Below are 25,790 nucleotides of genomic sequence, written 5' to 3' on the forward strand. Positions count from 1 at the left end.
GTGAAGAAGTTTTATTCAAAAGTCAATTCCTACTTCAGCGCCCGGTTTGTGGCCCTGCTGCTGGCTGTTATCGTTGGGCTCAACGGCCTGGCGCTGTATCTCAGTCTGCGGCCGGCCCGGGCCCAGCAGCCCGCCGCGGCCCCGGTCCCGCAGTCGGCAGCCTTCACCGCCACAGCCCCGGGCAGCGTGTTCGACTTTCAGCAGTACGACCCGCTCGACCGGCAGCGCCTGAGTCGCGACACGACGTACCAGGCCCGGCCCCGGCCCCACAGCCCGGTGCGCTACCAGCTGCGCAGGGGCGCCACCGTGTTTGGCTGGCACCCCTACTGGATGGATAATGCCTACGTCAACTACGATTTTAACCTGCTTTCCTACGTGGCGTTTCACGGCTACGAGGCCACCCGGACCGGTGAACTGACCGAGCCTTCGCGCAGCGACTTCGACGGACTGCTACAGGCCGCCCACCGCACCAACCCACACTGCAAGGTGCTGCTGAGCGTGGCCTACCGCGAAACCGAGGCCGATACGCTGCTCTTCAGCGCCGACAGCGTGGCCACGGCGGCCCGCAACCAGCTCGTGGAAAACGTGGTGGACGAGGTGCTGGCCCAGAATGCCGACGGCGTAAATCTGAACCTGGACTTCGGGCTGCCCACTCCCACCTGGACGCCCCAAACCCGCCAGCAGCTGGTAGCGGAAAGCCAGCAGCTAGCCAAGCGCCAGCAGGCCTGGCAGCAGAAGCGCGACTCCCTGGCCCCGGCCCTGGCCGCCCTGAACCACGCCCAGGTGATGGTGCTGCTGGCCCAGGGTTCGTTGGACGTGGCCCGCAAATATCTCAATCAGCGCACCGAGCAGCTCACCGCCCAAACCCGGGACCTGCAGCAGGAAATGCAGCGGCTGTCGGCCGAGCTAAGCCAGCAGGCCCAGCAGTACGTGGAGCTGGGCCTGCGCAAACAGCCCCTGGCGGCTAAGAACCAGCAGTTGCCCGCCCAGAAGAAGCTGCTGGAACGCCGCAAAAAATGGCCGGCCCCGGTGCGGCTCAACTACCAGAAAAAGCTACTCAAATACCGCCAGGATTCGACCCTGCTGGTACAATACGGCCTGCAGCTGCAGCAGCACCGCCGGGACGTGGCCGCCTACCGCCAGCAAGCCGCCGTCTACAAGCAAAGCCTGGCCGACCGCCGCACCCTGGCCGGGCAGCGCCAGGCGGCCGAAGCCGCCCTCAACCGGGCCTCGCTCGACTCGGCTTTCAAAGAGCAGCAGGTCGAGCAGTTGGCCGCCGGCTTCGCCCAGCGCAAAGCCGCCTACAAGGCCGACTCTGCCGTGGTAGCCCAGGACCAGGTGGCGCTGGGGCAGCTGCTGGCCCAGGCCGCGGCTGACTCGGCCCTCTACGCCCAGCAGCTACCCCAGCGCCTGCAAAACCAGCAGGCCCGGGCCGGGCGGCTGCGCTCCTTCGTAGCCGATCTGGCCATGAACCTGCGTCAGGAAGACTCCTCGTTTGTGCTGACCTTGAGCGTGCCCGCCGTGGACCCCACCGAAACCTATTCCCACCTGCAGGTATTGACCAAAGTCGTCGACCTATTCGTCATCAAGCCCTACGACTATACCGCCGGTCAGCTGCCGCCCGGGCCCATCATGCCGCTCAAGCCCACGGCGCAGTCGGGGGGGCAGGCGGTGAGTACCTCCGTGAAATACTACCTTACCCAGGGCGTGCCGCCCGGCCAGCTGCTGGTTACGTTTGCCCACCTCAACAAGCTCTGGCCCCAGGCCAACCAGCTGCCGCCCCGCGGGTTGGCCGCCGAAAAGCCCGACCCCGCCCCGTTCCGCTACCTAACCAACAGCGTGTTCTGGCCCCAGAAAACCCTGCTGGCCCAGTCCGACAGCACCACGCTCGTCACCCTGACGGATTTGCGCAAAATGCAGGCCTGGGTGGAAGACTCGGCTACGCTGGGGCCCAAATATTACTGGGTTGCCAAGCAGCACCTGGCCGGCGTGGGCATCTGGGCCCTGGGCTACGACAATAGCGACGACCAAACCTGGAACCTGCTGCGGGAGCGGTTTGGCGTGCCCATTGCCGAGCCCCTGCTCGACCAGATCCTGCACGTGCTGCTGCTCTCAGTGGCGGTGCTGGTGGCGTTTTTCCTGTTTGGCCTGGCCCTGGCCCTGGCCTTGCGGGCCTACGCCATTGTCCCCAACCCGCCGCTGTTTGCCACCATCTGCGTGCTCATCGTGCTCTGCGTGGCCATTCTGGGGCTGTACCTGTGGTTTATCGACGAGCTGGACTTTTCCTCCACCCAGCTCCCCTGGATTCTGGCCTTGGCCGGCCTGTGGCTGCTGGGGTTTATTGGCTTCGTGTACAGCCGCTACTGGCGCCAGCAGGTGCTGCCGTAACGCCTGCGGCTTTATTCCACCGGGGCCGTATCGGCCAGCATGCTCACGGCTGCCACCACCAGCCGGGTCAGGTAGATGCCCACCAGGCAGAGCACGAAGAGCAGCACTTCGAGGGTCGTTTCGTTGTGGTGCAGCTCCTGCACCACCATTTCGTAGTGAGCCGTGGATACTTCCAGCAACTGGTGCAGGCCCATGGAGAGCAGCAAGGCTACGATAAGGGCCCCAAAGAGCCACAGGAACTCGCGCAGAAAGGACTGCTTCAAGCCGGCTAGAAAGTCTTTCATAATGCTGATAAAGCTATTGGTTCGCCCGGGGGCCGGCTATGCGCTAACGCTCAATACTACACAGTTATAATCAGCCGCTTCGCCCTCGTGGTTAAACTTACGCTGAATAACGGCGCGGCGCAATACAGCTGCCCCGGAAAGCCGAAAAGCGTGGTTTACCTGGGCAGCTGCCCAGGTAAACCACGCTTTTGAGAACAGGATAAAACCCGAACTTAAATTTTCTCGGGCAGCAGCGTCGCCTCGGGGTAGTTGCCGAGCACGGGCTGGGCCGGGGCGCCTTCCGTCACGGCTTCCACCAGCAGCTTACCCCCCACGAAAGCCCCTTTCCAGGACTCGCCCAGGCCGCCAAATACCTCTTCCCGGTCACCGCGGGAGCGGAGCTTGTTGACGCCCATCTTAAAGGCCCGCACTTCCTTGGCCGTGCGCTGGGCCCACTTCTCGTCGTCCGAAGCCAGGGCCCCGACCAGGGCGCCGTTGCTGATGTTCATCTCGCCCACGAGTTCCTCCACCCGGTCGACGAGCACGATGGAGTCAATCGGGCCGAAGGGTTCCTTGAAGTACAGCTCGCTCTGCCGGGGCAGGTTGACCAAGGCCCGCGGGGCGCGGTAGGCGCTCATATCCTGGCCGGGCAGAAATAGGCTTTCGTCGAGCTTGCCCTGGAAAATGGGCGTGGCGCCGGTTTTGAGGGCGTTGTCGTAGAGCCGGTCGAGGTCTTCGGCCTGGGCTTTGTTGATTACCGGACCAAAGGCCAGCTCGGGCAGTTTGTCGCCGGGGTTGTCGACGAGCGTGGGGTTGCCTACTTTCAGGCTCTTGACGGCCTCCCAGTAGGTTTCCAGGAACTGCGGAAACAGGCTGCGCTGCACCACGAAGCGCACGTAGGCCGTGCAGCGCTGCTTGCCGTAGTCGTAGCCCTTCTTGAGCTGGTCGGCCAGGGAGTTCCAGTCGGAATAATCCCAGATGCCGTAGGTGTTCACGCCTTCCATTTCCAGCATGTAGCGCTTGTGCTCCTGGCTCAGGGCGTCGGCAATGTTGCGGCCGTTGTAGCGGCCACCCACGAAGCTGAGACAATCCACGGCTTCGTTTTTGACCAGCACCTCGCTCAGCTCGCCGCCACCACCGCTCACCAGCGTCACGGGCAAACCGCAGCGGCGGGCAATGGCGAAGGCGAAGCTCAGGGAAATAAAGCCGCCGTCGGTGGGGGTTTTGGCAATAACCGAGTTGCCGCACAAAGCCTGCACCAGCACCGCGTGCAAGAGCACCGAGTGCGGGTAGTTCCAGGAAGCAATGTTGGAAACCAAACCCAGCGGCTTGCGGGAGCCCAGCATTTCCTCGATGTTGTCGACGTACCACTGCACGCCCTCGATGGCGCGGTCAATGTCGGTGAAGCCCAGCTTGTAGGTTTTGCCAATTTCCCACATCAGCAGCTTGCCCACCAGTTCTACGTGGGGCCGCAGCTGGTTGAGGCATTCCTGCACTTTGCTGCGGCGCTCATCCAGGTCGGTGCCCGCCCAGGCGGCGGCTTCGCCTTTGGCAAACTGCACGGCTTTCAGGGCCGTTTCGCGGTTGAGCATGGGCATCCAGCCCAGCTGGGTGCCGTCGATGGGCGAGGTGAATTCGCGGGGCGTGCCGGGCTCCTGCCACCGGCCTTCCATCAGGTTTTGAAACTTACCGTCCGGGGTGAAAATTTCGGGCGTAATCTGCTTAACCTGATTCAGCAACGAGCCGAATTCTACCGCGGGCGAAATGATTTTGGGCATGAAGGAAAGTGTGAGGGTGTTGGATGAAACCGGGCGGGTGGGAGCAGATAGAGCGGGCGGGGCCGGGTAAAAGCCGCGGACGAAGAAAGGTGTTTGCGCTAACTTAGGCAACCTTGGCCGTAGCGGCCCCTTCCTGGGTCATGCAGGCCACCAAGTCGTCGACCATGTCGGAGGAGCCGATGAAGAGCGGGGCGCGCTGGTGGTAGTCGGTGGGCACAATGTCGAGCACGGCCTCGGCCCCGGCCAGGGCTTTGCCGCCGGCCTGCTCGATAAGGAAAGCCAGTGGGTAGCCTTCGTAGAGCAGACGCAGCTTGCCGTTGAGGTTTTTGGCCGTGGGCGGGTACAAATAAATGCCGCCTTTGAACAGGTTGCGGTGGTAGTCGGCCACCAAGGACCCGATGTAGCGGCCACTGTAGCGCCGCTGCTTGCACTCGGTCAGGTAGCAGCGCACCCACTCGGGATAGTCGAGCCAGTTGCCCTCGTTGCAGGAAAAGGTGGTGCCCTGCTCCGGGATTTTTACCCCGTCGTGGGACAAGAAAAACTCGCCCAGGGAGTGCTCATACGTGAAGCAGGCTACCCCGTGCCCGGTGCTATACACGAGCATGGTGCTGGAGCCGTACAGGATATAGCCGGCGGCCACCTGCTTGCGCCCGCCCTGCAAAAAGTCTTCGCGGGTGGCCTTGGTCCCCATCGGCGACACCCGGCGGTAGATGCTGAAAATGGTACCGATGCTGACGTTGACGTCGATGTTGGAGGAACCGTCCAGGGGGTCCATGGCCACTACGTAGCGGCCCTGGTCGTTGCCGGTGTGGATAATTTCGTCGTCTTCCTCCGACAGGATGGCGCAGGCCTCGCCACCATTCTTCAGGGCCCGGATAAAGCGAATGTTGGCCACTACGTCGAGCTTCTGCTGCTGCTCGCCCTGCACGTTCTGGGCGCCGTAGTTGCCGGTAATGTCCATCAGGCCGGCCCGGTTGATTTCCCGGTTCACGATTTTGGCGGCCAAAGCAATGTCGCGCAGCAACTGACTCAGCTCCCCGGTAGCGAAGGGAAACTCAGACTGCTTGCGCATGATATAGCGGTCCAGCGTAGTCCCGACGGGGCTGGCAAGGGTGTTTTCGTTAGGAGCACTCATGGGTGAGGTCAGAAAGTGGCGGGTAAGATTGGGGCAATAGGCTAGCGTACCGCCCGGTTTCCGGCGGTATTTGAGGAGAATTCGAAGGCAGAATTGGAGAGCAGGCCGCGAATCCCGGACACGAAGCCCGGCCAAAGCTAGACAATGGAAGCGGCTTGCTGTGGAAACGTTTGCGCAGACCCGGTGTTACCGGGCCCAGAGCGGCGCACTGCGCAGGTACTTAAGTTAAGAGGTGCGGCCAACCCCGGGTTTGCCACCACTACAGCAACAAGCCCGGGGCATTCGGTGGCCTTAGCTTTTGGCTTCGGGCTGTTTCTGGCTTTGCCAGAGCACCACCTGCCAACCTTTTTTGGCGTCCTTCACCTGCACCACCACGTACTTGAGGTGGGCCACGTTGGGCGTGCCGTCGGGCTTGTTGGGCTGGTAAATGGTGATGGTCCCGTTGACGACGGCCGCCTTGCCGTCGTTGTAGGCCCGCACGTTCAGGGCTTCCACGTCAATCTTGTCGTAGACGCTCTTGCCCTCCCGAATCGACTGGATGTAATCCGCTTTGCCGTTCTGCTTGCCGTTGGAGTGGGTGTACACCAGGTCGTCGGCAAAGACTTTTTCCAGGAAGGCGTAGTCTTTTTTGACCTGAGCCTCGAAGCGCTGCCGCTCCAGGGCTTCTACTTCTTTGGCAGCGGCCATATCTTTCTTGTTGGTTGAGGTTTGGGCCACAGCGGCCAGGCCGAGCACGAGCAGCAGGGCAAACGCGAGGAGTCGTTTCATAGAGGTGGTGGGAGTTGCTAACGGATTAGGCTTCGAGGTCAATTTTCTTCATGCGGGGCGCCAAAAAGTGCATCAGCACCCAGGCCAGCAGGTAGGCCGCGCCGCAAATCCAGAACATGATGAAGTAGGCCTTGTCGAGCTGACCGATGCTTTCGTAGTACACGAACATGCGCTTCTGCACCAGGGCCGTGAGGGCAATGCCGCCCAGGCCGCCGGCCATGCCGCCAATGCCGGTTACCGAAGCCACGGCCCGCTTGGGGAACATGTCCGACACGGTGGTGAAGATATTCGCGCTCCAGGCCTGGTGAGCCGCGGCGGCAATACCGATTACCAATACGGCCAGCCACATGTCCACTTGCCCCAGGCGTTGGGCAAACACAATTGGGAACACGCAGAGGGCAATGAGCAGCATCGAGGTTTTGCGGGCCTTGAAGGGAGCCCAGCCGCTCTTGATGAAGTTGAGCGGAATCCAGCCGCCGCCGATGCTGCCCACGCTCGAGAGGATATACACCACCGCCACGGGCAACGATACGGCCGTGCCTTTCAGGCCGTACTGCTTATTGAGGAAGTCGGGCAACCAGAACAGGTAGAACCACCAGATGGGGTCGGTCAGGAACTTGCCCAGCACGAAGGCCCAGGTCTGGCGGAAGGTGAGCAGCTTAAACCAGGATACTTTGGGCTCGGTCTCGATGGAAGCGGCGGCCATATCGTCTACGTCGGAGTGGATGTAGTCGAACTCGGCTTTGGTCAGCTTAGCATGGCGGGCAGGCACTTCATAGAGCGCAAACCACAGCACCAGCCAGACGAAGCCAAAGGCGCCGGTGATGATAAAGGCCCACTTCCAACCGATGGTTTCGGCAATGAGCGGTACGGTTATCGGGGCAATAATGGCGCCCACGTTGGAGCCGGAATTGAAAATACCGGTGGCCAGGGCCCGCTCCTTCTGCGGAAACCACTCGGCCGTGGTTTTGATGGCAGCCGGGAAGTTGCCGGCCTCGGTTACGCCCAGAAATGCCCGGGCCACCGAAAAACCGAAGGTGCTGCTCACGAAGGCGTGGCCAATGGCGGCCAGGCTCCACAGGAAGGTCGACAGCGCGTAGCCCATCTTGGTCCCGAGCTTGTCGATAACCCGGCCCACGCCCAGCATCCCGAGCGAGTAGGCCAGCTTAAAGGCAATTTCGATGTTAGCGTAGTCGCCCGAGTTCCAGTGAAACTCAACTTCCAAATAGGGCTTGAGCAGGGAAATTACCGCCCGGTCGAGGTAGTTGACCGTGGTGGCAAAAAAGACCAGCGAGCAGATGGTCCAGCGGTATTTACCCATGGGGGAGTTTTCCAGCAAGGGTGAGTTGGGCGCGGCTGGGGGGATAACCGGGGCTGTTTGCATCACGAGGCGCGAGAGGTGAGAAATTGCATGAGCGGCGCAATACGCGGCGCGATGACGGCCACGTCATCGGCACCTTTAAAGAGTTGGGAGCCAATCCCAACCACGTTCACGCCGGCCCCAAACCACTCGGTGAGGCTGGCTTCGGTGGGCTCTACGCCGCCGGTTACCATCAGCTTCACCGTAGGCATCGGCCCGCGCAGACTCTTAATAAAATCGGGCCCCAGCACGTTGCCGGGGAAGATTTTCACCAGGCCCGCGCCCAGCTGCTGGGCGTTGTAGACTTCGGTGAGGGTCATGGCGCCGGGCACCCAGGCCACGTCGTGGCGGTGGCAGGCCTCGGCCACGTCGGTGGTCATGATGGGCTGCACCACGAAGTCGGCGCCGGCACTAATGAACTGTTCGGCCTGGGCGGCGGTGTAGATGGTGCCGATGCCCAGGAGCATTTCGGGCAGGTGCTCCCGCACGTAGCGCTGCAGCTGGCCAAAGACCTCGAAAGCGTTGGCGCCGCGGTTCGTGAATTCAAATACGCGGATACCACCCTCGTAGCAAGCCTGCACCACGCGCCGGGCGTAGGCCGCATCAGCGTGAAAGAAGACCGGCACCAGCGGCGCCGCAAGCACGCGCTCCAGAACTTCGGCGGAAGAGTATTGGGACATTTTCTTGGTTGTTGATTGTTGGGAGTTGATTGTTTGTTGCTGATTGCTGGGAGTTGATTGTTATCGTTGAACGGCAACAATCAACTCCCAGCAATCAGCAATCAACTCTATCGGAGCAGGCGCCCCGAGGTGTTGCCTTTCACGACTTCATCGACTTCGGCTTTGGTGGCCAGGTTGAAGTCGCCGTGAATGGTGTGCTTAAGGGCGGAAGAAGCTACCCCGAAGGTCAGGGCCTGCTGCTGGTCGTTGGTCGTGAGCGAGCCGTAGATGAAGCCCGCAATGAAGGCGTCGCCGCCCCCGATACGGTCCACGATGGGCACGATGTCGTAGCTGGGGCTTTCCACGAAGTTCTGGCCGTCGTAGAGGATACCTTTGAGCTGGTTGTGGGACGCACTCAGGGTTTCGCGCCGGGTAGTAATGACCTGCTTCACGTTCGGGAAGCGGGCAATCAGCTGTTCGGCCATCGAAGTAAAGCTATGCGCGGCACCTTCTTGCGGTACAATGCCGAATAAATCTTCGGAATCGTTTTCGGAAGCAACGATGACGTCGCAGCCTTCGACCAGCCCGGGCATTACATCCTGGGCTTTTTGGCCGTACTGCCACAGGTTGCGGCGGTAGTTCACGTCGCCCGACACGGTGATGCCCAAACGGCGGGCCGTGGCAATGGCGTCTTTACAGGCCTGGGCCGCCGCCGCCGAAATAGCCGGCGTGATACCCGTCCAGTGAAACCAGCTGGCATCTTTGAGAATTTCTTCCCAGTTGAAGTCTTCGGGCCGCAGGTTGGCAAAGGCCGAGTCGAACCGGTCGTAGACCACTTTGCTGGGCCGCATCGAAGCCCCAACTTCGAGGAAGTACAAGCCCAGCCGCTCCCCGCGAAACACGGTGTGCGCCATATTCACGCCGTAGCGCTGAAAATGCTGGGTAGCGGCCTGGCCTAGCTCGTTGGCCGGAAAGCAGGTGACGTGGGCCGCGGGCATGCCCAGCTGGGTCAAAGACGCGGCTACGTTGGCTTCGCCGCCGCCGTAGGTGGCTTCGAAGGTGGCGGTTTGGGTTAAGCGGTAGTTCAGCGGCGGCGAGAGCCGCAACATGATTTCGCCGAACGTTACTACCTGCTTCATCTAAGGGTCGTTGTGAGTAAAGGAATGGGAAAGAGCGGGCCCGCTGGTTAGCCGGCCCGCCGCAAGCTAGGCTTTCTCGGCTACACCGGCGGTTTCCACGGCGGCAGCCTGCTTTTCGAAGCCGAAATAGCCCTTGGCGTTGTGGTAGCAGATGTTTTCTACCATGGTGCCAATCAGTTGCATATCGTCGGGCAGCTCACCGTTTTCCACGTCGTTGCCGAGGATATTGCACAGAATCCGGCGGAAGTACTCGTGCCGCGGGTACGAGAGGAAGCTGCGCGAGTCGGTGAGCATGCCCACGAAGCGGCTCAAGAGGCCCAGGTTCGACAGGGCGTTGATCTGGCGCTCCATGCCGTCTTTCTGGTCGAGGAACCACCAGCCCGAGCCGAACTGCAGCTTGCCGGGAATGGTGCCGTCCTGGAAGTTGCCAATCATGGTGGCAAACAGCTCGTTATCAGCCGGGTTCAGGTTGTAGAGAATCGTCTTGGCCAGCTTGTCCTGGGTGTCGAGGCGGTCCAGGAACTTGCTCATGGCCTGGCCCTGGGCGAAGTCGCCGATGGAGTCCCAGCCCGTATCGGGGCCGAGCTGCCGCAGTTGCCGGGCGTTGTTGTTGCGCAGGGCGCCCACGTGATACTGCTGGGTCCAGCCCTTTTCCCAGTCGAGCTCGGCCAGGAACACCAGCATGGCCGACTTAAACTGCAGGATTTCGCTGCGCTCCAGCGTCTCGCCGCCGCGCACTTTGGCGAAGATGGCACTGACTTCGGCGTCGGTATAGTCGGCGGCGTAGATCTGCTCCAGGCCGTGGTCCGACAAGCGGCAGCCCAGGGCGGCGAAGTAGTCGTGGCGCACGCGCAGGGCGGTCTGCAAATCGTGGTAGCTCACGATGTCGACGGCGGCTGAAGCGCCCAGCTTGTCGAGGTAGGCGTTGTAGCCGGCCGCGTCCTCGGGCGTCATGGCTTTGTCGGCCCGGAAGGTGGGCAGCACCTGCACCTCGAAGTCACTGTCGGCCAGAGCGCGGTGGTGTTCCAGCGAGTCGGCCGGGTCGTCGGTGGTGCAGAGCGTGCGCACGTTCATCTTGCGCAGCAGGCCGCGCACCGAGTACTCGGGCGTTTGGAGCAGGGCGTTGCAGTGCTCCCAGATGCGGCGGGCCGACTCCTTGTTGAGCACTTCAGTCACGCCGAAGTAGCGCTGCAACTCCAGGTGAGTCCAGTGGTAGAGCGGGTTGCGCAGGGTGTAGGGCACGGTTTCGGCCCACTTCTCAAACTTCTCCCAGTCCGACGCGTCGCCGGTGATGTAGCGCTCATCGATGCCGTTGGTGCGCATGGCCCGCCACTTATAATGGTCGCCGTAGAGCCAGAGCTGAGCCAGGTTTTCAAACTGCTTATCCTCGGCAATCTGGTCGGGCAGCAGGTGGTTGTGGTAGTCGATGATGGGCTGCGGGGCCGCGTGCTGGTGGTACAGCGTGCGGGCCGTTTCGGTCTGCAGCAGGAAATCCGCGTCGAGGAAAGGCTTTTTCATAATCGGAAGGCCGGGTGGGAAGTCGGCCATAAGAGTGTGGTCGGGTTACAAAGGCAAGGTAAAGCTCTGGCGTAAGAGGTGCGTCCTGAACTCTCCTGAGTTTGGGTTTTGGTTGATTGTTGAGAATTGATTGTTATTGTTGAACGACTAACAATCAACTCTCAACAATCAACCAATTACAGCGAAACACCCCGTTTCCAGGGAATGAAGTCGGTTTGACCGTGGCGGACGGCGGCTACTTCCTCCCCGCTGGCGACGCGGATGACGTAGTCTAGAATCCGCTCCCCGGCCTGCTCGATGGTTTCTTCGCCGTCGATAACAGTGCCGGTGTTGATGTCGATGATGTCGGGCATGCGCTTGGCCAGGGCCGTGTTGCTCGAAATCTTCACCACGGGCGCAATCGGGTTGCCGGTGGGCGTGCCCAGACCGGTAGTGAAGAGCACGATGTTGGCCCCCGACCCGACTTCGGCCGTCGTCGATTCCACGTCGTTGCCGGGCGTGCAGAGCAGATTCAGGCCGGGCTTGGTCACCAGCTCGGGGTAATCCAGCACGGCTACTACCGGCGAAGACCCGCCTTTGCGCGCGGCACCGGCCGATTTCATGGCGTCGGTAATCAGACCGTCGCGAATGTTGCCCGGCGAAGGGTTCATGTCGAAGCCCGAGCCCACGGCCACCGCCGATTCGCCGTAGGCCTTCATCAGGGAGCTGAACCGCTCGGCCGTCGGCTGGTCTACCGAGCGGTCCACGAGTTCCTGCTCTACCCCGCAGAGCTCGGGGAATTCGGCCAGAATAACCGAGCCACCGAGGGCGACGAGCATATCCGACACGTGGCCCACGGCGGGGTTAGCCGAAATGCCGGAGAAGCCGTCCGAGCCGCCGCACTCCAGACCGATGGTCAGCTTGCTCAACGGCGCGGGCTGGCGGTGCTGGGCGTTGGCCTGCATCAGGCCGGCAAAGGTCTGGCGCAGCGCGGTGCTGATCAGCGCCTCTTCCGTGCCGATTTTCTGCTGCTCCAGAATGTAGAGCGGCTTGTAGAACTGGGGGCTGCGCTTGTTGATTTCGTCCTGGAGCATGCTCACCTGGGCGTTCTGGCAACCCAGGCTCAGCACCGTGGCGCCGGCCACGTTGGGGTGGGTGATATAGCCGGCCAGCAGGCCGCAGAGCGTCTGGGCATCCTGGCGGATACCGCCGCAGCCGCCTTCGTGCTGCAAAAACCGCACGCCGTCCACGTTGGGGAACAGGCGGGGCTTCTGGCGGCTGTTTTCGGCCGAGTGCAGGTCGGTAGCCAGGATTTCCTCCACCGTTTTACCGGCCTGCATCAACGAAATCAGCTCCTGGGTCTGGGGCTGGTACGACTTCTTGCGGCCGTAGCCCAGGTCGTCTACCAAAGCCGCTTCGAGCACCTGGATGTTGCGGTTTTCGCAGAATACCAGCGGAATCACCAGCCAGTAGTTGGCCGTGCCCACGCGGCCGTCGGCGCGGTGGAAGCCCATGAAGGTGCGCTCCTGCCACTTCGACACGTCGGGCACGGGCCAGTTGAGGCGGTGCATACCGGAGGTCTGGTCAAACGAATCGGTGGCGTGCTGAATGTTGGACGTCGTAAGCAGGCCGCCGAGCGGAATACGCTCCCGGACTTTACCTACCAGCACGCCGTACATGTGCACCAAATCACCGGGCTCGAAGGCCTGGGGCGCTACTTTGTGTTTGGCCGGAATGGCCTGGGTGGTCGTAATCATGCCGTCCTTCCACGGCACGGGCGTACCGATGGGCAGATCCGTGAGGGCTACCAGGACGTTGTCGTGCGGGTGAATCTGGGCTACTAAATGCTTCATGAGGCAAGGGAAACCTTTTGGGTGAAATAGCTGGCCAGCGTGGCCGCCGCGCCGTCCTGCAGCAGCTTGTGCAGGTACTTTTCGACGCGGGCCGCGAAGCCAGGTAGTTGGGCCAGATCATGACCCCAGAGGGTTTTATTACGCAGTACGGTTCCGATTAATTCCGCCGGCTGCTGGCGCTGCCAGAGGTCGGCGAAGTAGCCGGCCTTCTCGTCCTGAATCGGGTAGGTCTGGCCGTTGGCTTCGCCGTACCATACCTCGTCGTGCTGCCGGGTGCCGCGCATAAAGAGCAGGTAGGCGGCAAAACCCAGGGCCATGTAGTCGGGCACCACGGCCAGCTTCTTGTAGTAATGCAGCAGCGTGGGCACGTTGCGCATCTGGATTTTCATGGTGTAGTTGAGCGTGATGCCCAGCCAGCGGTGCTCGATGTAGGGGTTACGGAACCGGTCCAAAACCTGCATGCCGAAGCGCTGTCCCACTTTCTCGTCTACGTTGTAGGGAATACCGGGCAGCAAATCAGCCAGCATCAGGTTCTGAATAAAGCCGGCCATAGCCGCGTCGTCCATGGCGCCCCGTACGGTATCGAAACCCGCCAAATGGGCCAGCCCGCAGCTGAGCGTATGGGTGCCGTTGAGCAGGCGCAGCTTCAATTCGCGGAACAAGTCGATGTTGGGCTGCACGATAACACCGGCGTCGGCCTGCTCGAAAGTCAGCACCGATTTCACGTGCGCGTCGCCCTCAATGGCCCACAGTAGGTAGGCTTCCGACATTGTAAGCAAGTCGTCGGAGTAGCCCAGCTCGGCTTCCAGGGCGGCCTGGGTGGCGGCGTCGGGGCGGCCGGGCACGATACGGTCCACGAGGGAGTTGCAGAAGGAGTTGGCCGATTCGAGCCACTCGATGAACTCCGCGTCGAGGCCGTTGAGGTGGGCCAGCTCCAGCACAATGCTTTCCAGCTTCGAGCCGTTGTTGGGAATCAGCTCAGTGGGCACAATGACCAGGCCTTTATCAGCAGCACCCTCAAACGCCTGGTAGCGGGCATAGAGCACGGCCAGCAGCTTGCCGGGAAACGACTGGGGCGGACTTTGCTTGATAGACTCCGACACCAGCTGAATGCCGACCTCGGTGGTGTTGGAAATAACAACCGTCAGCTCGGGGCTTTTAGCTACTTCCAGCACCTGCTCCCACTGGCTTTTGGCCGACAATACCCGGCTGATGGCCGAGCACACCACGTTTTCCTCAATGGTGCGGCCATCTTCCACCCCGCGGATGCTGAGCGTGTAGAGCCCGTCCTGCCGGTCGAAAGCCGTGGCGTCGCCGCCGTCGGTGGACTTGACCACCACGATGCGGCCGTTGAAGAGGCCCTGGCGGTTGGCTTTGTCGATGAGGTAGTCGGGCAGGCCGCGCAGCAGCACGCCGGTACCGAACTGCAGCACTTTTTCGGGCAGCTCGAAGTGGGCCGCCTCGGGCATTGCGACGACCGATGACGAGAGGGCTACTGCCGCTTGCTTGGATAAATTGGCCATAATCAGAGCCTTAAATTTTGCTTCCTTCTTTCTTCTCCCACTTCTGCTGCCACTTCGGATAGTCCTTGGTCAGCAATTTTTGCGGCCAGGTGCTGGCGTACACGTAGCCCGCCCGGCGCTCATTCTCAATCTCACTTAAAGCAGCGCGTTTCACTCCGTCGCGGCCCACGTAAATCGGCTTGTTGGTTTCCAGGTCGTAGAACCGGGCCCAGATGACGCTGCCGGCTTCGGGCACAATCACCCGGTCGCGCCCCGAGGGCTGGGTGGCGTCGGTGATATCCTTGGCGGCAAAGCCTTCGAGCTTCACTTCCTGAAACCAGACAATAGCCGCCGCAATCGACTTTCTCACTTCCGGCGAGGGGTTGTCCAGCGTCAGCAAGAACTCGACGATGCCCACGCTTTCCATACCGCTGAGCGAGGCCAGCTCGAAGGCCCGGGCCTTGCAGGGCAGCAGGGTTTTGCGGTCGTGCTGGGCGCACCAGGCCGTAAGCTTGCCGCGCTGCACGTACTGGGTTTTCAGAATGCAACTCACGCCTTTGTCCACGGCCAGCTTGGCGGCCGGCACTAGGCTCGGGTCCAGCGCGGCGTAGTCGGCCTGCTTTTCGGCCACGGCCTTGAGCAGGTTCAGGACCCGTACCATGGCGTTGTCGTTGTAGGTAATCTGGGCCCGGTAGCTGCTGCTGTCGGGGTAAAACTGGGGGAAGCCGCCGTTTTTGTGCTGCATTTTCAGCAAGTAGCGGATGCCTTTTTCGGCCCCGGCGCGGTAGGCCGCGTTGCCGGTAGCTTTGTAGGCTTTGGCCAAATACTCGATTTCCCGGGTCGTGGCGTTGTTGTCGATGGTGGCGTCCGGGCGGCCCGCGTCGGCCAGGGTAGCGGCCTTCACGGCGGCCGTCAGCGGCAGCTTGTAGTCCACCTTTTTCTCCTTTACCGCCTTGGGCCAGCCGCCGATGCTGCGCTGGTAAACCAGCATTTTCTCGGCCGTGGTGTCAATGACTTCGGCCATCAGCCCACCCATTTTCAGGTTGTGCGAAGCCGAAACCGAGGCCGTACCAAACTGCTTCCACCGCTCGCCAAACGTCCAGGCAGCGTTGATCTGCTTGGCTTTGGGCGCGTTTTCGGCCGTATTCAGGTTGTCGCGGTGCCAGGCGTAGTCGCCGCCCTGGCGGTGGCAGCCGGCGTAGTACACCCGGCGGCCCCACTGCGGCGCGCCCTTGCCCGACTGCGCGGCGTAGATATCCGCGTCGGCCATGTTCCTGGGGAACTGGCAGTCGATGAGGTAGAACTGCGACTCGGTGTGGTAGCGGCCCAGCTTGAAGTTGTCGTCGCCCTCGAAGGTGCAGTTCTTGAGCACCGTTTTGGCGTCTTTGCTGCCCGAGCCGTCGTGCCAGATGGCGGCATTCATATTGTGGCAGATAAAGCGGCAATTCTCGGCGTAGGCCCAGCCGCGCGGACAGTAAAAATCCACGCTGCCTTCCATCGTGCAGTCCTTGAAGTAGTACACGCCGGCCTCGGCGTCCCAGGGGCTCACCGTGTCGTTGCCGAGGGTGCGGAAGGTGCAGTTTTTCACCGTCAGCCGGGTTGTGCCCTTGCCGGTGTAGAGTGCCATCTGGTGGTCCGACTTCTTGATAACCTTCTTGCCCGTGGGGTCCGAGGGGCAGTCGATGGTAACCGGGCCGGTAGCTTCGGCCCCGTAGGTATTCATCACCGTCAGCTTTTCGAGCGTGACGTCCGGACTGTTGCGCAGGCTGAGCGTGGCAATGGTCCAGTCGTTAGCGGTGGCCGGGTCGCAGCGGAAGATGGCGTTGGCCTGGGAAAAGGTCAAAATAACGCCCTTTTCCGATTCGCCCTGCAGGGTAATGTGGTCCTTACCGTCGATAAAGACCTTTTCTTTATACGTACCTTTTTTGATGCGAATCACCCGTTGCTGAGTGGCGCTGGCGGGCAGGCTGTTGACGGCGGCCTGAATGGTCGGGAAGTCGCCCGAGCCATCCAAAGCCACCGTCAAATGCTGTGCGTAGGCCGAGGAAACCTCTCCCAAAATTGCCCCTGCCAGCACAAGCATTGCCTTCAAATACCCTTTCATCTTTTCTTCTTTCAATTTGCCTTTGCAGGTCTACACAAAATCTTCCCGCATCGGCGAAAACGCGTCAATCAGCACGCCGGCTTCGAGGCACACCACGCCGTGCCACACGTCGGAGGGCACGTAAAACGCGTCACCGGCCCGCAGCACCTGCTTGTTCTCGCCCAGGGTCACTTCGAACACCCCGCTCTGGATGTAGCTCTGCTGCACGTGCACGTGGTGGTGCAGGGCCCCTACCCCGCCGGTTTCGAAGGTTACCTTCACCAGCATCATCTGCGCGTCGTAGCTGATGATGCGGCGGCGCATGCCGGGCCCAACGTCGGTCCAGACGGCGTCCTGCTCACTAATAAAGCTGGCCGGAATATCCTTGGTGGCAGTGCTCATGGGCGGGGAAAATTGGCGGTTAAAACGAGTTAGCGGAGCTGGTCCAGGGCCACGGCGTCCATGTCGGTGTACTCGCGGTTTTCGCCGGCCATACCCCAGATGAAAGCGTAGTTGCTGGAGCCGCAGCCGGTGTGAATCGACCACGGCGGCGAGAGAATGGCCTGCTCGTTGCTCACCCACAGCGGGCGGGTTTCGTTGGGCTCCCCCATCATGTGCAGCACCCGCTGCCCGGCGGGCATATTGAAGTACAGATACGCCTCCATGCGCCGGTCGTGGGTGTGCGAGGGCATCGTGTTCCACACCGAGCCGGTTTTGAGCTGGGTCAGGCCCATTACCAGCTGGCAGCTCTGAATGCCTTCGGAGTAGATGTACTTGTAAATCGTGCGCTGATTGGCCGTTTCCACGGCGCCCATTTCCACCGGCGTCGCGTCGGCCTGGGTTTTGAGCGTGGTCGGGTGCTGGGCGTGGGCCGGGGCCGAGAGTAGGTAGTACCGGGCCGGGGTATCGGCCGAAGTGCTCAAAAACTGCACGTCCTGGGCGCCTTTGCCCACGTAGAGGCAATCCTGGTTGCCCAGCTCGTAGGTCGTGCCATCGACCAAGACCTGGCCGGCCCCGCCCACGTTGAGAATACCCAGTTCCCGACGCTCTAGGAAGTAGTCGGCCTTCAAATTGGGCGGGCAGGGCAGCACGAGCGGCTTGTCAGTCGGCACGGCGCCGCCCACAATCATCCGGTCGTAATGGGTGTATACCAGGGTAATATCATCAGCCACAAACAGGCGTTCGATCAAAAAATGCTCGCGCAGTTCGGTCGTGTTCATGCCCGCAGTTTCGCGGGGGCTGACAGCATATCGTTGGGTCATCGGGAGGAATGGTGAAATTGTGAGATGGTGAAATTGTAAGTTGATTGAAGTGGTGCTGCGAGAACAAAAAACTCACAATTTCACCACTTCACAATTTCACCTTTATCGGCCCATCCAGCCGCCGTCGACGGTGAGGATGGTGCCGTGGATGTAGTCGGCGGCTTGGGAGGCCAGGAAGACGGTGGGGCCTTTGAAGTCGGCCGGGGTGCCCCAGCGGCCGGCCGGGATGCGGGCCAGAATGCTCTGGCTGCGGTCCGGGTCGTTGCGCAGGGCTTCGGTGTTGTCGGTAGCAACGTAGCCGGGGGCAATGGCGTTGACGTTGACGCCGCGGCCCGCCCACTCGTTGGCCAGGGCCTTTACCAGGCTGCCGATGGCGCCCTTGCTGGCCGCGTAGCCCGGCACGTTGATGCCGCCCTGAAACGTGAGCAGCGAGGCCGTGAAGATGATTTTGCCACTCCCCTGCTCCAGCATGCGCCCCCCAATGGCACGGGCCAGGCGGAAGGGTGCATCCAGATTAATATGGAGCACCTCGTCCCAGAGCTCATCGGAGTGCTCGGCGGCCGGAGCGCGCTTGATGGTGCCGGCGTTGTTGATCAGAATGTCGATGCGGGGGAAGTCCTGCTGCACCTGCTCGATAAAGGCATCCACGGCGCCGCGGTTGCTGAAGTCGGCCTGGTAGGCGTGAAACTCGCGGCCCAGGGCCCGCACCTGCTGCTCGGTCTCGGAGCCGCTCAGAGCCAGCGTGGCCGAAACGCCGATGATATCGGCGCCGGCTTCGGCCAGGCCCAGGGCCATGGCTTGCCCGATGCCGCGGTTGCAGCCCGTAACGAGGGCGAGTTTACCGGCGAGGCTAAAGCTGGAAGAGGTGGGCATGGGTGGGGCGGGTTTCGTAACTTTTTAGAGAATGGGAACTGGATTCGGGCACTATCTGCCCAAAAACCGGTTTGATAAGTTTACACCATGGCCCAGGCAAAAGGAAGAATAGCACAATGTTTATTTGTGCAAACGTTATCGGGAACGTTGCCGATACGCCTTTTTGCCGGGTACCAAAACCGGGATGAGGAGAAATTCGGAATAGAACTCTACTTTAGGCCCCGAAACGGCTTCCTTCCCGGCCTTTTCTACAATTGCACTTTAACAAGCCCACCTCTTGGATAACGTTACCATAAAGGATATTGCCAAGGCCCTGAACCTGTCCACCTCCACGGTGTCGCGGGCCCTGCGCGGGAGCTATGAGATTAACGCTGAGACCAAACGGCTGGTCATGGAATACGCCGAGCGGCTCAACTACCGGCCCAACCCGATTGCGCTTAGCCTGAAGGAAAACCGCAGCCGCGCCATCGGCGTCATCGTTCCGCAGATTGCCAACTACTTCTTTTCCCAAGCCATCAACGGCATCGAGGCCATTGCCTACAACCGCGGCTACCACGTCATTATTTTCCAGACCCACGAGTCGTACGAGCGGGAAGTGGTGAACATGCAGCAGGCCGTGTCACGAAGGGTAGACGGGCTGCTAATTTCACTTTCCAGCGAAACTTCCGACGTGACCCACCTGCGGGAGCTCCAGGATCAGGGCATGCCGGTGGTCCTTTTCGACCGGGTTTCCTCCGAGCTCAACGCTACCCAGGTGGTGGCCGACAACTTTAAGGGCGCTTTTGAGGCCACTGAGCACCTGATTTGGTCGGGCCGGCGGCGCATTGCCCACCTGACCATTCCGCCGTTTTTGTCCATCACCCAGGAGCGCCTGGCCGGCTACCGCGCCGCTTTGGAAAAGCACGGCATTCCGTACGACGAAAACCTGATTCGCTACGGCACCTTCGGCCCCGATGAAGTAGGCCCGATGGTGGACGAGCTGCTGGCCCTGGACCCCAGGCCCGACGCCTTCTTCACCGCCAGCGACCGACTGGCCGCCGGCTGCCTGGGCGCGTTGCAGAAGCGCAACCTGCGCATTCCCGAGGACGTGGCCCTGATTGGCTTTACCAACATGACCGTGGCCGAACTGCTCTCGCCCGCCATGAGCACGGTGGTGCAGCCGGCCCAGGAAATCGGGCAGGTGGCCGTCGAGCGCCTCATCGAGCTCATTGAGCGCAAGCAGAAAGCCGCCCCGCCGAGCGTGATTAAAATCCCGACGACGCTCATTGCCCGCGAATCGACCCGCACGGTGGTAAGCTAGCTTCCGACCGAACCTTATCTGACAAAAAAGGCCCTGAATCTGATTCAGGGCCTTTTTCGTTACAGGCAAGTCGATTTACTCGCTGTCTTTTAGGGTCGATACCAACAGCACGACCACGATTCCCAGCAGGGCCATCAGGGCAAACGACCAGCGCAGATTGGCCGCCGAAGCAACAAAACCCACCACCGGCGGCACCAGCAGAAAGCCGATATAGCCCACCGTGGACACGCCCGCAATGGCCGCGCCCGAGCTTAAGTGGCTGGAGCGGCCCACCATGCTGAACACCATTGGCACCACGCACGAGACGCCCAGACCCACCAGCGCAAAGCCCAGTGCGGCCGGCAGCGGCTGCGGTAGCAGGGCCGCCAAGGCCAGGCCTAGGGTCATGAGCACACCGCTGCCGCGCAGCAGGGGCCGCACGCCGTAGCGGTTCACGAGCCAGTCGCCGAGGAAGCGGCCGGTGGTCATGGCCACCATGTAGGTAGCAAAGCCGGCAGCCACCCAGTTTGGGGGCGCGTGCACGGCCTTGTTGAAATACACCCCGCTCCAGTCGTACATGGTGCCCTCGCAGGCCATGGAGGCAAAGCAGATCAGGCCGAATTTGAGCAGGTGCTTGCCGGGCAGGGCAAACCGGGGCCGGGCGGGCTGGTCGGCCGCGGATGGTGGCGGGACCAGGTCGAGGCTGCGCGGAAAGAAAGCCAGGGCCAGGCCCGTCAGCACCATTCCTACGGCCACGAAATGGTAGCTGGGAGCAATGTGGAGGCTAATCAGGCCAGCGCCTACCGCGGCGGCGGCGAAGCCCGCCACGCTCCACACGCCGTGAAATGTGGCAATAATGGAGCGGCCGTACAGGGCCTGCACGCCCACCGACTGGGCATTCATGGAAATGTTGAGCAGGTTGCGGGAGCAGCCAAAGCAAAACAGCAGCCCGACCAGCTGCCAGGTGTACTGGGCAAAGCCCAGCAGGCCCAGGGCCACGTTGTAGAGCACCGCCCCGACCAGCATAATCTGTCGGCTGCTGAAGCGCTGCAGCAGGTAGCCCGTCACGGGCAGGGTCAGGAGCAAGCCGGTGGGCAGGGCCAGCAGCACCCCACCCAGTTCGGCTTCATCCAGGCTCAGGTGCTGCTGAATGGTGGGAATGCGCGAGGCCCAAGTGGCGTAGCCAAAGCCCGAAACCAGGAAAAATACGGCAATGGCCAGGCGGGCCGAAGCTGGGCTTGAGGCCGCTGCCGCAGCTCCGGCGGACGGCGCCATTTTTTGGGAAACACTCATACTCAAAAATTCTGCCCACGGCCTGCTGCCAGCCCCGGTGCACCGCCGGGCCTACTTCCAGGGCTCCAACAAACAAAACGACGCCCGGTGTACACCGGGCGTCGCTCATTAAACGGTTAACACCGCGGGCAGTTACTGCTTTACCACTTTAGACGTGATGCGCTGCTGACCGTCGTTGTACTCAACCAGGTAGATACCGGCCGTCAGCGTCGAGAGGCGCACTTCGGTGGCCGTCGAGTTGGGCTGGGCAGCCAAGGAAGCTACTTTCTGACCGTTCGAGGAATACACGGCTACCGTAGCACCTTTGGCGGCGGCGGGGTGCGCTACGGCCAAGAAATCCTGGGCGGGGTTGGGATATACGTTCAGGCTTTGCTTAGCCACGGCCTGCTTGCTGGCCAGGGCGGGCTGGGTGCTCTTCAGCGTTACGTTGCGCAGGAATACGTAGCGGCCCACGCTGCTGCTGCCCACGCCGAAGTACAGGCGCACGGTCAGGGTCTGACCCGACGCCAGGGCCAGGCCGGCCCCGTTGGTCAGGGCGAAGCGGAAGGTGCTGGGCACGCCGCCCGTGGCGTACTGGGGCAGTACCGCGCCGGCATTGGAAGTGCCCGTGCCCGTGCCGAAGGTGCCATTGGCAGTAGCCGGCAGCAAACCGCCGGGCTGGGTTACGGTGGAGTTGGAAATAGCCGGGCCCTTGGCCGCCGTGATGCTGGCCGAGTCGGACACAAAGTTGCTCAGCGAGTACATCACCGCAATTTTACCAGCGGCCGAGCTGGCTACCGAGGCGTCCAGAATCAGCGAGTCGAGGCGGGTGGCAGCGGTAGCGGTGGCCTGAAACTGCGTGTAGAACGTGCGGCGGGGTGCGCTGCCGGGGCCGGGAGGCGTAGCGTTAGAGCTCCAGCCGCCGCCATTCGACAATACGGCAAACGCCTGGCCCAGACCGGCCGTGTAAGGTGCGTAGGCCGTGGCGTTGGTGGGCACCAGGCCGTCGGAAATTACCAGGCGCTTGAAGGTCGAAGGAGCGCCGGTGAGGCCGGAGCGCACGGCGGCGTTGTCCTGGTTGTTGGCCTCCAGGTTCCAGCGTACGAAACCGGGCGTTTGGGCCATAGCCTGCCCGGATACAAACAAAGCAGCCGAAAGAGTAAGGCCAGCGAGTAGATTTTTCTTCATAACGAAGGAGAACTTTTTTGTGGGAATTCGATGATAGATGAACCTTCCTGGGCTTCTTGAGCGCGAAAAGGCGACTAATGCTTCTCCAAGAAGCATTATTCAAGGCGAAATGGGAAACAGATGCGGATTTTAATTTGCGCAAACGTTACCGGGAACGTTGCCAGCTAGCCGTTTTCCGGGAACGTTTGCGTAAAAGGCCTGCCAGCGTAACGAAATACCGGTTTCGGTCTTGCCAGGCCCGCCGGCCTAGAGTTTGCCCACACCCGCACCCTGCACCACGATTTCTTTCACCTTGGCTGTCTCATTCAGCACCGCCGCATATTGATAAGGTGGCTGAAAAGAGCAGGTGCTGGTAGTGGGCTGGGCGCCGGTGCAGCCCACGTAGAGGTTGCCGGCCGCGTCCCAGTTGCCGGGCACGCTGCTGTTCTTGGTCGTGATGGGGTTTTTGGTGTCCTCGAAGTAGTTCTGCTCCACCCGCAGGCAGGCTCCCATCCGGGAGTTAACGCCGGTGCCGTACACGTGCTTGTAGTAGTTATTGAACACGTGGCCCGTGCCGAAGCGGTACACCGGCACCCGCTCGGTGATGTTGGAGTAGTAGTTGTGGTGAAAGGTCACTTTCCGGTCGCCGGCGTCCTTGTCGGAGTTGCCGATTAGGTGGCACTTGTGGTGGTCGTGGAAGTAGCACCAGGAGATGGTGATGTAGGCGCTGGCCCCTTTGGCATCAATCAGGCCGTCGTAGAGGTCCTGGTTGGGCTGGGCCACGGGGTCCAGGTTGAAGAACTCGCAGTGGTCGAACCACAGGTTCTGGCTCGCGCCCTGAATGGTGATGCAGTCCCCGTCGTTGACGGCCACCTGGGGGCGCTTTTCGTCGTTGATTTTGGTGTTGGTAACGGTCGACATCGTGAAGCGCAGGTTCTGCACGATGATGTTGCGCTGGTCACTGATGGTGAGGCCCACGCCCTCCAGAAAACCGGTTTTGCCCACGCCCAGCAGGGTTTTGTTGGAAGCCACCCGCACCGAGGCGCCTTCCGTCCCGCCCGAAATCGTGCCGGCAATGGTGATGATGAGCGGCTCCTTGCTTTTGGCGTATTCGGTCAGCTCGGCCAGCGTGGTAGCCGCTACCGTGCGCCCCCCGGCCCCGCCCGTAGTGCCACCGTTTTCACCGGCAAAGCCCACCAGCCCGAACGAGGGCGCAGTGCTGGCGGGAGCAGCGGCCACCGTAGCTCCGGCCGGCTGCGGCACAGCCGCCGATTCGAGGGGTTTCTTGGCGCAAGCGGCCGCCCCAAGCAGCACCGCCAGTACGAGGGCCGGGCCGACTTGAGGAAACCGAAAAAAATCTACCAGGGGCAGATTCGAGGGATAATGCTTCACAAACGGTGTGCTTTAGGAAAAAAGAGCGGAACAAGCGGGCCAGCCGCTCGGGACTATACACGGGAAAGCGCAAATCCTTCGCCGGCAGCCCGGCCCGGTACCCACTTCCTGGTCCGGGTCGGGCGTTCCTCACCACAAGGCCGACGTTGGATTTGCGCTGTATTCCTAGCGTTTCGACTGTTGCAGCAGCCAGGTTGCCAGGTCTTTGCCCGCCTGGAAATTCTCGAACTCAGCCGGAATCTTGCGGCCGTCGACGTATTCGTTGTAAAGCCACGGGTCACCCACGGCCAGTACGGTGCCTTTGCCGAGCTTGGCCACGGCCACAATCTGGTCCTGGCCCTGGGTAATGACGGGCTTGGCCGGGGCCTGCAGGCTCAGGGGCGAGAGTTCCTTGATGTAGGCGGTGCGGGCCTTGGTAAAGACCGGGTTGCCGGGCGTCAGGGCCACTTTGCCCTGCTCAAACTGGGTGCCCTTGACCATGTTCACGCTCTTGTCGGTGAACTGAATGCCGAAGGATTTGGCCAGCTCGTTGAAGTGCTTGATTTCGCAGTTGGCCGTGTCGTTGGCCATCAGCACCAGCACGCCGCCGTCCTTTACCCAGTCGGTCAGCACCTTGGTATCGGCGGCCGTCACGAAGTTGGGCTTGGCCGTTTCCTTCTTGGTGTCCGGGTCCACGATGATGTAGACGTCCACGCCCTTGAGCGAGGCCTTGGTGGGCGCCGTGGGGACGGAAACGGTCTTGGCGCCTAAGTCGCGGAAGGTGTTGCCCCAGAGCCAGAAGCCCGAGTGCATCCGGTCTTCCCAAGTGTAGTGAAACCGCTCCTGCTGGCCCGTAATGGCGCTTTTGCGGTACTCGTTGTTGAAGTAGTAGTCCAGGCCGATGGTCTTGTTCTGGCCCACGTTCTGGGTGGCGGCAATTTCCATTTCCAGGGCCGCCATAATGAATGGCCCCACCCCTTTCAAGTCGTTTTTGCGCAGGGGCTCACTCAGATAGTACTCAAAGCTCCCGTCGCGGTAGGGGTTGCCGCCCAGGCCGCCCACGCTCACCGTACCGTTGAAGGCCAGGGCGCCGTTTTCCTCGGCCACGAAGGTTTTCAGCAGGCCGTCGTAGCCCTTCTTGGCCGTGTTGGCGTACTTTTTATCGAGGTAGCCCATGCGCACGCCCTTTTGCAGGAAGTACACAAACATGCTGCTGCCCGAAGCTTCAGCATAGTTGCCCTTGCGGGAAGCCTGGTCGACGACCAAGGCCCAGGTGCCGGTTTTCGGGTCCTGATACTTGGCCAGTACCGGGGCCAGGCGCTGCACGTCCTTGATGAGCTGCTGGCGCTGGGGATGGTTCTGGGGGAAGTAGTCGAGCACGTCGACCAAGGCCATGGCGTACCAGCCCATGCCCCGGTCCCAGAAGTTGGGGCTCTGGCCGGTGGTTTTGTTGGCCCACTTCTGCTCTTTGCTTTCGTCGTAGCCGTGGTACATCAGGCCCGTTTTGGGGTCCACGAGGTGCTTTTCAATGAGGGCAAACTGCTTGGCCACGTCGTCGAAGCCCTGGGGCTGGTTGAATACGGCGCTGTACTCGGCGTAGAAGGGCTCGGCCATGTAGAGGCCGTCGAGCCACATCTGGTTCTGGTACACCTTCTTGTGCCAGAAGCCGCCTTCCTTGGTGCGGGGCTGCCCATCGAGCTGCTTGCGCAGCAGCTGAGCGGCCTTGATGTACTTTTCCTGCTTGGGCACCGAGGTCTGGCTCATCGTGAGCAGGGCGTGGCCGGTAGTCAGGTTGTCGAGATTGTAGTCGTCGAGCTTGTAGGTGCGAATCGTGCCGTCTTCGCGCACAAACTGGTCGAGGTCCTTCTGCATGTAGGTGAAGTACTTCGCGTCGCCGGTGCGGTTCCAGACCCGTTCCAGGGCTTTGAGCATCAGGCCCTGCTCGTAGTCCCAGCGGGCCGTTTTACGGGTGCCAATCAGAATGGAGTCGGGGTGCCAGCCAATAAAGGAGTCGGCCATGCGCTGCGACATCGGCTTGGCGGCGGCCGGGGCGGCGGTTTGGGCCTCAGCCGCGGCGCTGAGCAACGTCAGGCCCAGCAGGGCCAGAGAAAAGGAAGCTTTCATGCAGGTGGGAATGTTTA

Annotated in this window: 20 protein-coding genes; 2 read left to right on the plus strand and 18 right to left on the minus strand. The window is 61.6% G+C overall.

Annotated elements, in window-relative coordinates; all coding sequences use genetic code 11:
* Nucleotides 1-2,388, plus strand: a complete 2,388-nt coding sequence (locus tag CLV45_RS11095; protein ID WP_100336418.1) for a glycosyl hydrolase family 18 protein — start codon at nucleotides 1-3, stop codon at nucleotides 2,386-2,388.
* Nucleotides 2,389-2,399: 11 nt separating this feature from the next.
* Here CLV45_RS11095 and CLV45_RS11100 read toward each other — a convergent pair whose 3' ends face one another.
* From CLV45_RS11100 to kduD, 14 genes are all read right to left on the minus strand, one after another.
* On the minus strand, nucleotides 2,400-2,672 hold the full coding sequence (locus tag CLV45_RS11100; RefSeq protein ID WP_100336419.1) for a hypothetical protein: 273 nt from the start codon (nucleotides 2,670-2,672) through the stop codon (nucleotides 2,400-2,402).
* Between the two features lie 212 nt (nucleotides 2,673-2,884).
* On the minus strand, nucleotides 2,885-4,429 hold the full coding sequence (locus CLV45_RS11105) for an aldehyde dehydrogenase family protein (RefSeq protein WP_100336420.1): 1,545 nt from the start codon (nucleotides 4,427-4,429) through the stop codon (nucleotides 2,885-2,887).
* 103 nt (nucleotides 4,430-4,532) lie between these two features.
* Nucleotides 4,533-5,564, minus strand: a complete 1,032-nt coding sequence (gene fbp / locus CLV45_RS11110) for a class 1 fructose-bisphosphatase (protein WP_100336421.1) — start codon at nucleotides 5,562-5,564, stop codon at nucleotides 4,533-4,535.
* Between the two features lie 291 nt (nucleotides 5,565-5,855).
* The gene (locus CLV45_RS11115) at nucleotides 5,856-6,332 is read right to left on the minus strand and encodes a nuclear transport factor 2 family protein (RefSeq protein WP_100336422.1); all 477 of its coding nucleotides are present in this window, start codon (nucleotides 6,330-6,332) and stop codon (nucleotides 5,856-5,858) included.
* Between the two features lie 25 nt (nucleotides 6,333-6,357).
* Nucleotides 6,358-7,653: an MFS transporter gene (locus tag CLV45_RS11120; RefSeq protein ID WP_211289925.1), complete on the minus strand. Its 1,296-nt coding sequence runs from the start codon at nucleotides 7,651-7,653 to the stop codon at nucleotides 6,358-6,360.
* 62 nt (nucleotides 7,654-7,715) lie between these two features.
* Nucleotides 7,716-8,372: a beta/alpha barrel domain-containing protein gene (locus CLV45_RS11125; RefSeq protein WP_100336424.1), complete on the minus strand. Its 657-nt coding sequence runs from the start codon at nucleotides 8,370-8,372 to the stop codon at nucleotides 7,716-7,718.
* A 107-nt stretch (nucleotides 8,373-8,479) separates the two neighbouring features.
* Nucleotides 8,480-9,490 (minus strand): sugar kinase, encoded by a 1,011-nt coding sequence (locus CLV45_RS11130; RefSeq protein WP_100336425.1) that lies wholly within the window; start codon nucleotides 9,488-9,490, stop codon nucleotides 8,480-8,482.
* A 66-nt stretch (nucleotides 9,491-9,556) separates the two neighbouring features.
* Nucleotides 9,557-11,008: a glucuronate isomerase gene (uxaC, locus tag CLV45_RS11135; RefSeq protein ID WP_100337017.1), complete on the minus strand. Its 1,452-nt coding sequence runs from the start codon at nucleotides 11,006-11,008 to the stop codon at nucleotides 9,557-9,559.
* Between the two features lie 176 nt (nucleotides 11,009-11,184).
* Complete coding sequence (locus CLV45_RS11140) at nucleotides 11,185-12,840, minus strand: UxaA family hydrolase (RefSeq protein ID WP_100336426.1); 1,656 nt, start codon at nucleotides 12,838-12,840, stop codon at nucleotides 11,185-11,187.
* The gene (locus CLV45_RS11145) at nucleotides 12,837-14,363 is read right to left on the minus strand and encodes a tagaturonate reductase (protein ID WP_100336427.1); all 1,527 of its coding nucleotides are present in this window, start codon (nucleotides 14,361-14,363) and stop codon (nucleotides 12,837-12,839) included. The genes CLV45_RS11140 and CLV45_RS11145 overlap by 4 nt, the downstream gene beginning before the upstream one ends.
* Before the next feature lie 10 nt (nucleotides 14,364-14,373).
* The gene (pelA, locus tag CLV45_RS11150) at nucleotides 14,374-16,362 is read right to left on the minus strand and encodes a pectate lyase (protein ID WP_245882865.1); all 1,989 of its coding nucleotides are present in this window, start codon (nucleotides 16,360-16,362) and stop codon (nucleotides 14,374-14,376) included.
* 114 nt (nucleotides 16,363-16,476) lie between these two features.
* Nucleotides 16,477-16,827, minus strand: a complete 351-nt coding sequence (locus CLV45_RS11155) for a cupin domain-containing protein (protein WP_100336429.1) — start codon at nucleotides 16,825-16,827, stop codon at nucleotides 16,477-16,479.
* Between the two features lie 29 nt (nucleotides 16,828-16,856).
* Nucleotides 16,857-17,687: a 5-dehydro-4-deoxy-D-glucuronate isomerase gene (kduI, locus tag CLV45_RS11160; protein WP_100336430.1), complete on the minus strand. Its 831-nt coding sequence runs from the start codon at nucleotides 17,685-17,687 to the stop codon at nucleotides 16,857-16,859.
* 102 nt (nucleotides 17,688-17,789) lie between these two features.
* Entirely contained in the window at nucleotides 17,790-18,560 is a 771-nt protein-coding gene (kduD, locus tag CLV45_RS11165; RefSeq protein WP_100336431.1) for a 2-dehydro-3-deoxy-D-gluconate 5-dehydrogenase KduD, read from the minus strand.
* Nucleotides 18,561-18,837: 277 nt separating this feature from the next.
* On the opposite strand from kduD, the gene CLV45_RS11170 reads away from it, so the two are divergent.
* Nucleotides 18,838-19,860 carry a LacI family DNA-binding transcriptional regulator gene (locus tag CLV45_RS11170; protein WP_100336432.1) on the plus strand — a complete coding sequence of 341 codons (1,023 nt, stop codon included), beginning with the start codon at nucleotides 18,838-18,840 and terminating at the stop codon, nucleotides 19,858-19,860.
* A gap of 75 nt (nucleotides 19,861-19,935) precedes the next feature.
* Here the strand turns inward: CLV45_RS11170 and CLV45_RS11175 are convergent, their stop codons facing one another.
* The 4 genes from CLV45_RS11175 to CLV45_RS11190 all read right to left on the minus strand — a co-directional run bounded on the left by CLV45_RS11175 (nucleotide 19,936) and on the right by CLV45_RS11190 (nucleotide 25,773).
* On the minus strand, nucleotides 19,936-21,114 hold the full coding sequence (locus CLV45_RS11175) for an MFS transporter (RefSeq protein ID WP_100336433.1): 1,179 nt from the start codon (nucleotides 21,112-21,114) through the stop codon (nucleotides 19,936-19,938).
* Between the two features lie 150 nt (nucleotides 21,115-21,264).
* Nucleotides 21,265-22,236: a T9SS type A sorting domain-containing protein gene (locus tag CLV45_RS11180; protein WP_157807417.1), complete on the minus strand. Its 972-nt coding sequence runs from the start codon at nucleotides 22,234-22,236 to the stop codon at nucleotides 21,265-21,267.
* Between the two features lie 309 nt (nucleotides 22,237-22,545).
* A complete protein-coding gene (locus CLV45_RS11185) occupies nucleotides 22,546-23,670 on the minus strand; it encodes a pectate lyase family protein (protein WP_100336435.1) in 1,125 nt (374 codons plus the stop codon).
* A gap of 165 nt (nucleotides 23,671-23,835) precedes the next feature.
* The gene (locus tag CLV45_RS11190) at nucleotides 23,836-25,773 is read right to left on the minus strand and encodes a glycoside hydrolase family 88/105 protein (RefSeq protein WP_100336436.1); all 1,938 of its coding nucleotides are present in this window, start codon (nucleotides 25,771-25,773) and stop codon (nucleotides 23,836-23,838) included.
* Nucleotides 25,774-25,790 lie beyond the last annotated feature (17 nt).

The sequence above is a fragment of the Hymenobacter chitinivorans DSM 11115 genome (assembly GCF_002797555.1).
GTDB lineage: Bacteria > Bacteroidota > Bacteroidia > Cytophagales > Hymenobacteraceae > Hymenobacter > Hymenobacter chitinivorans.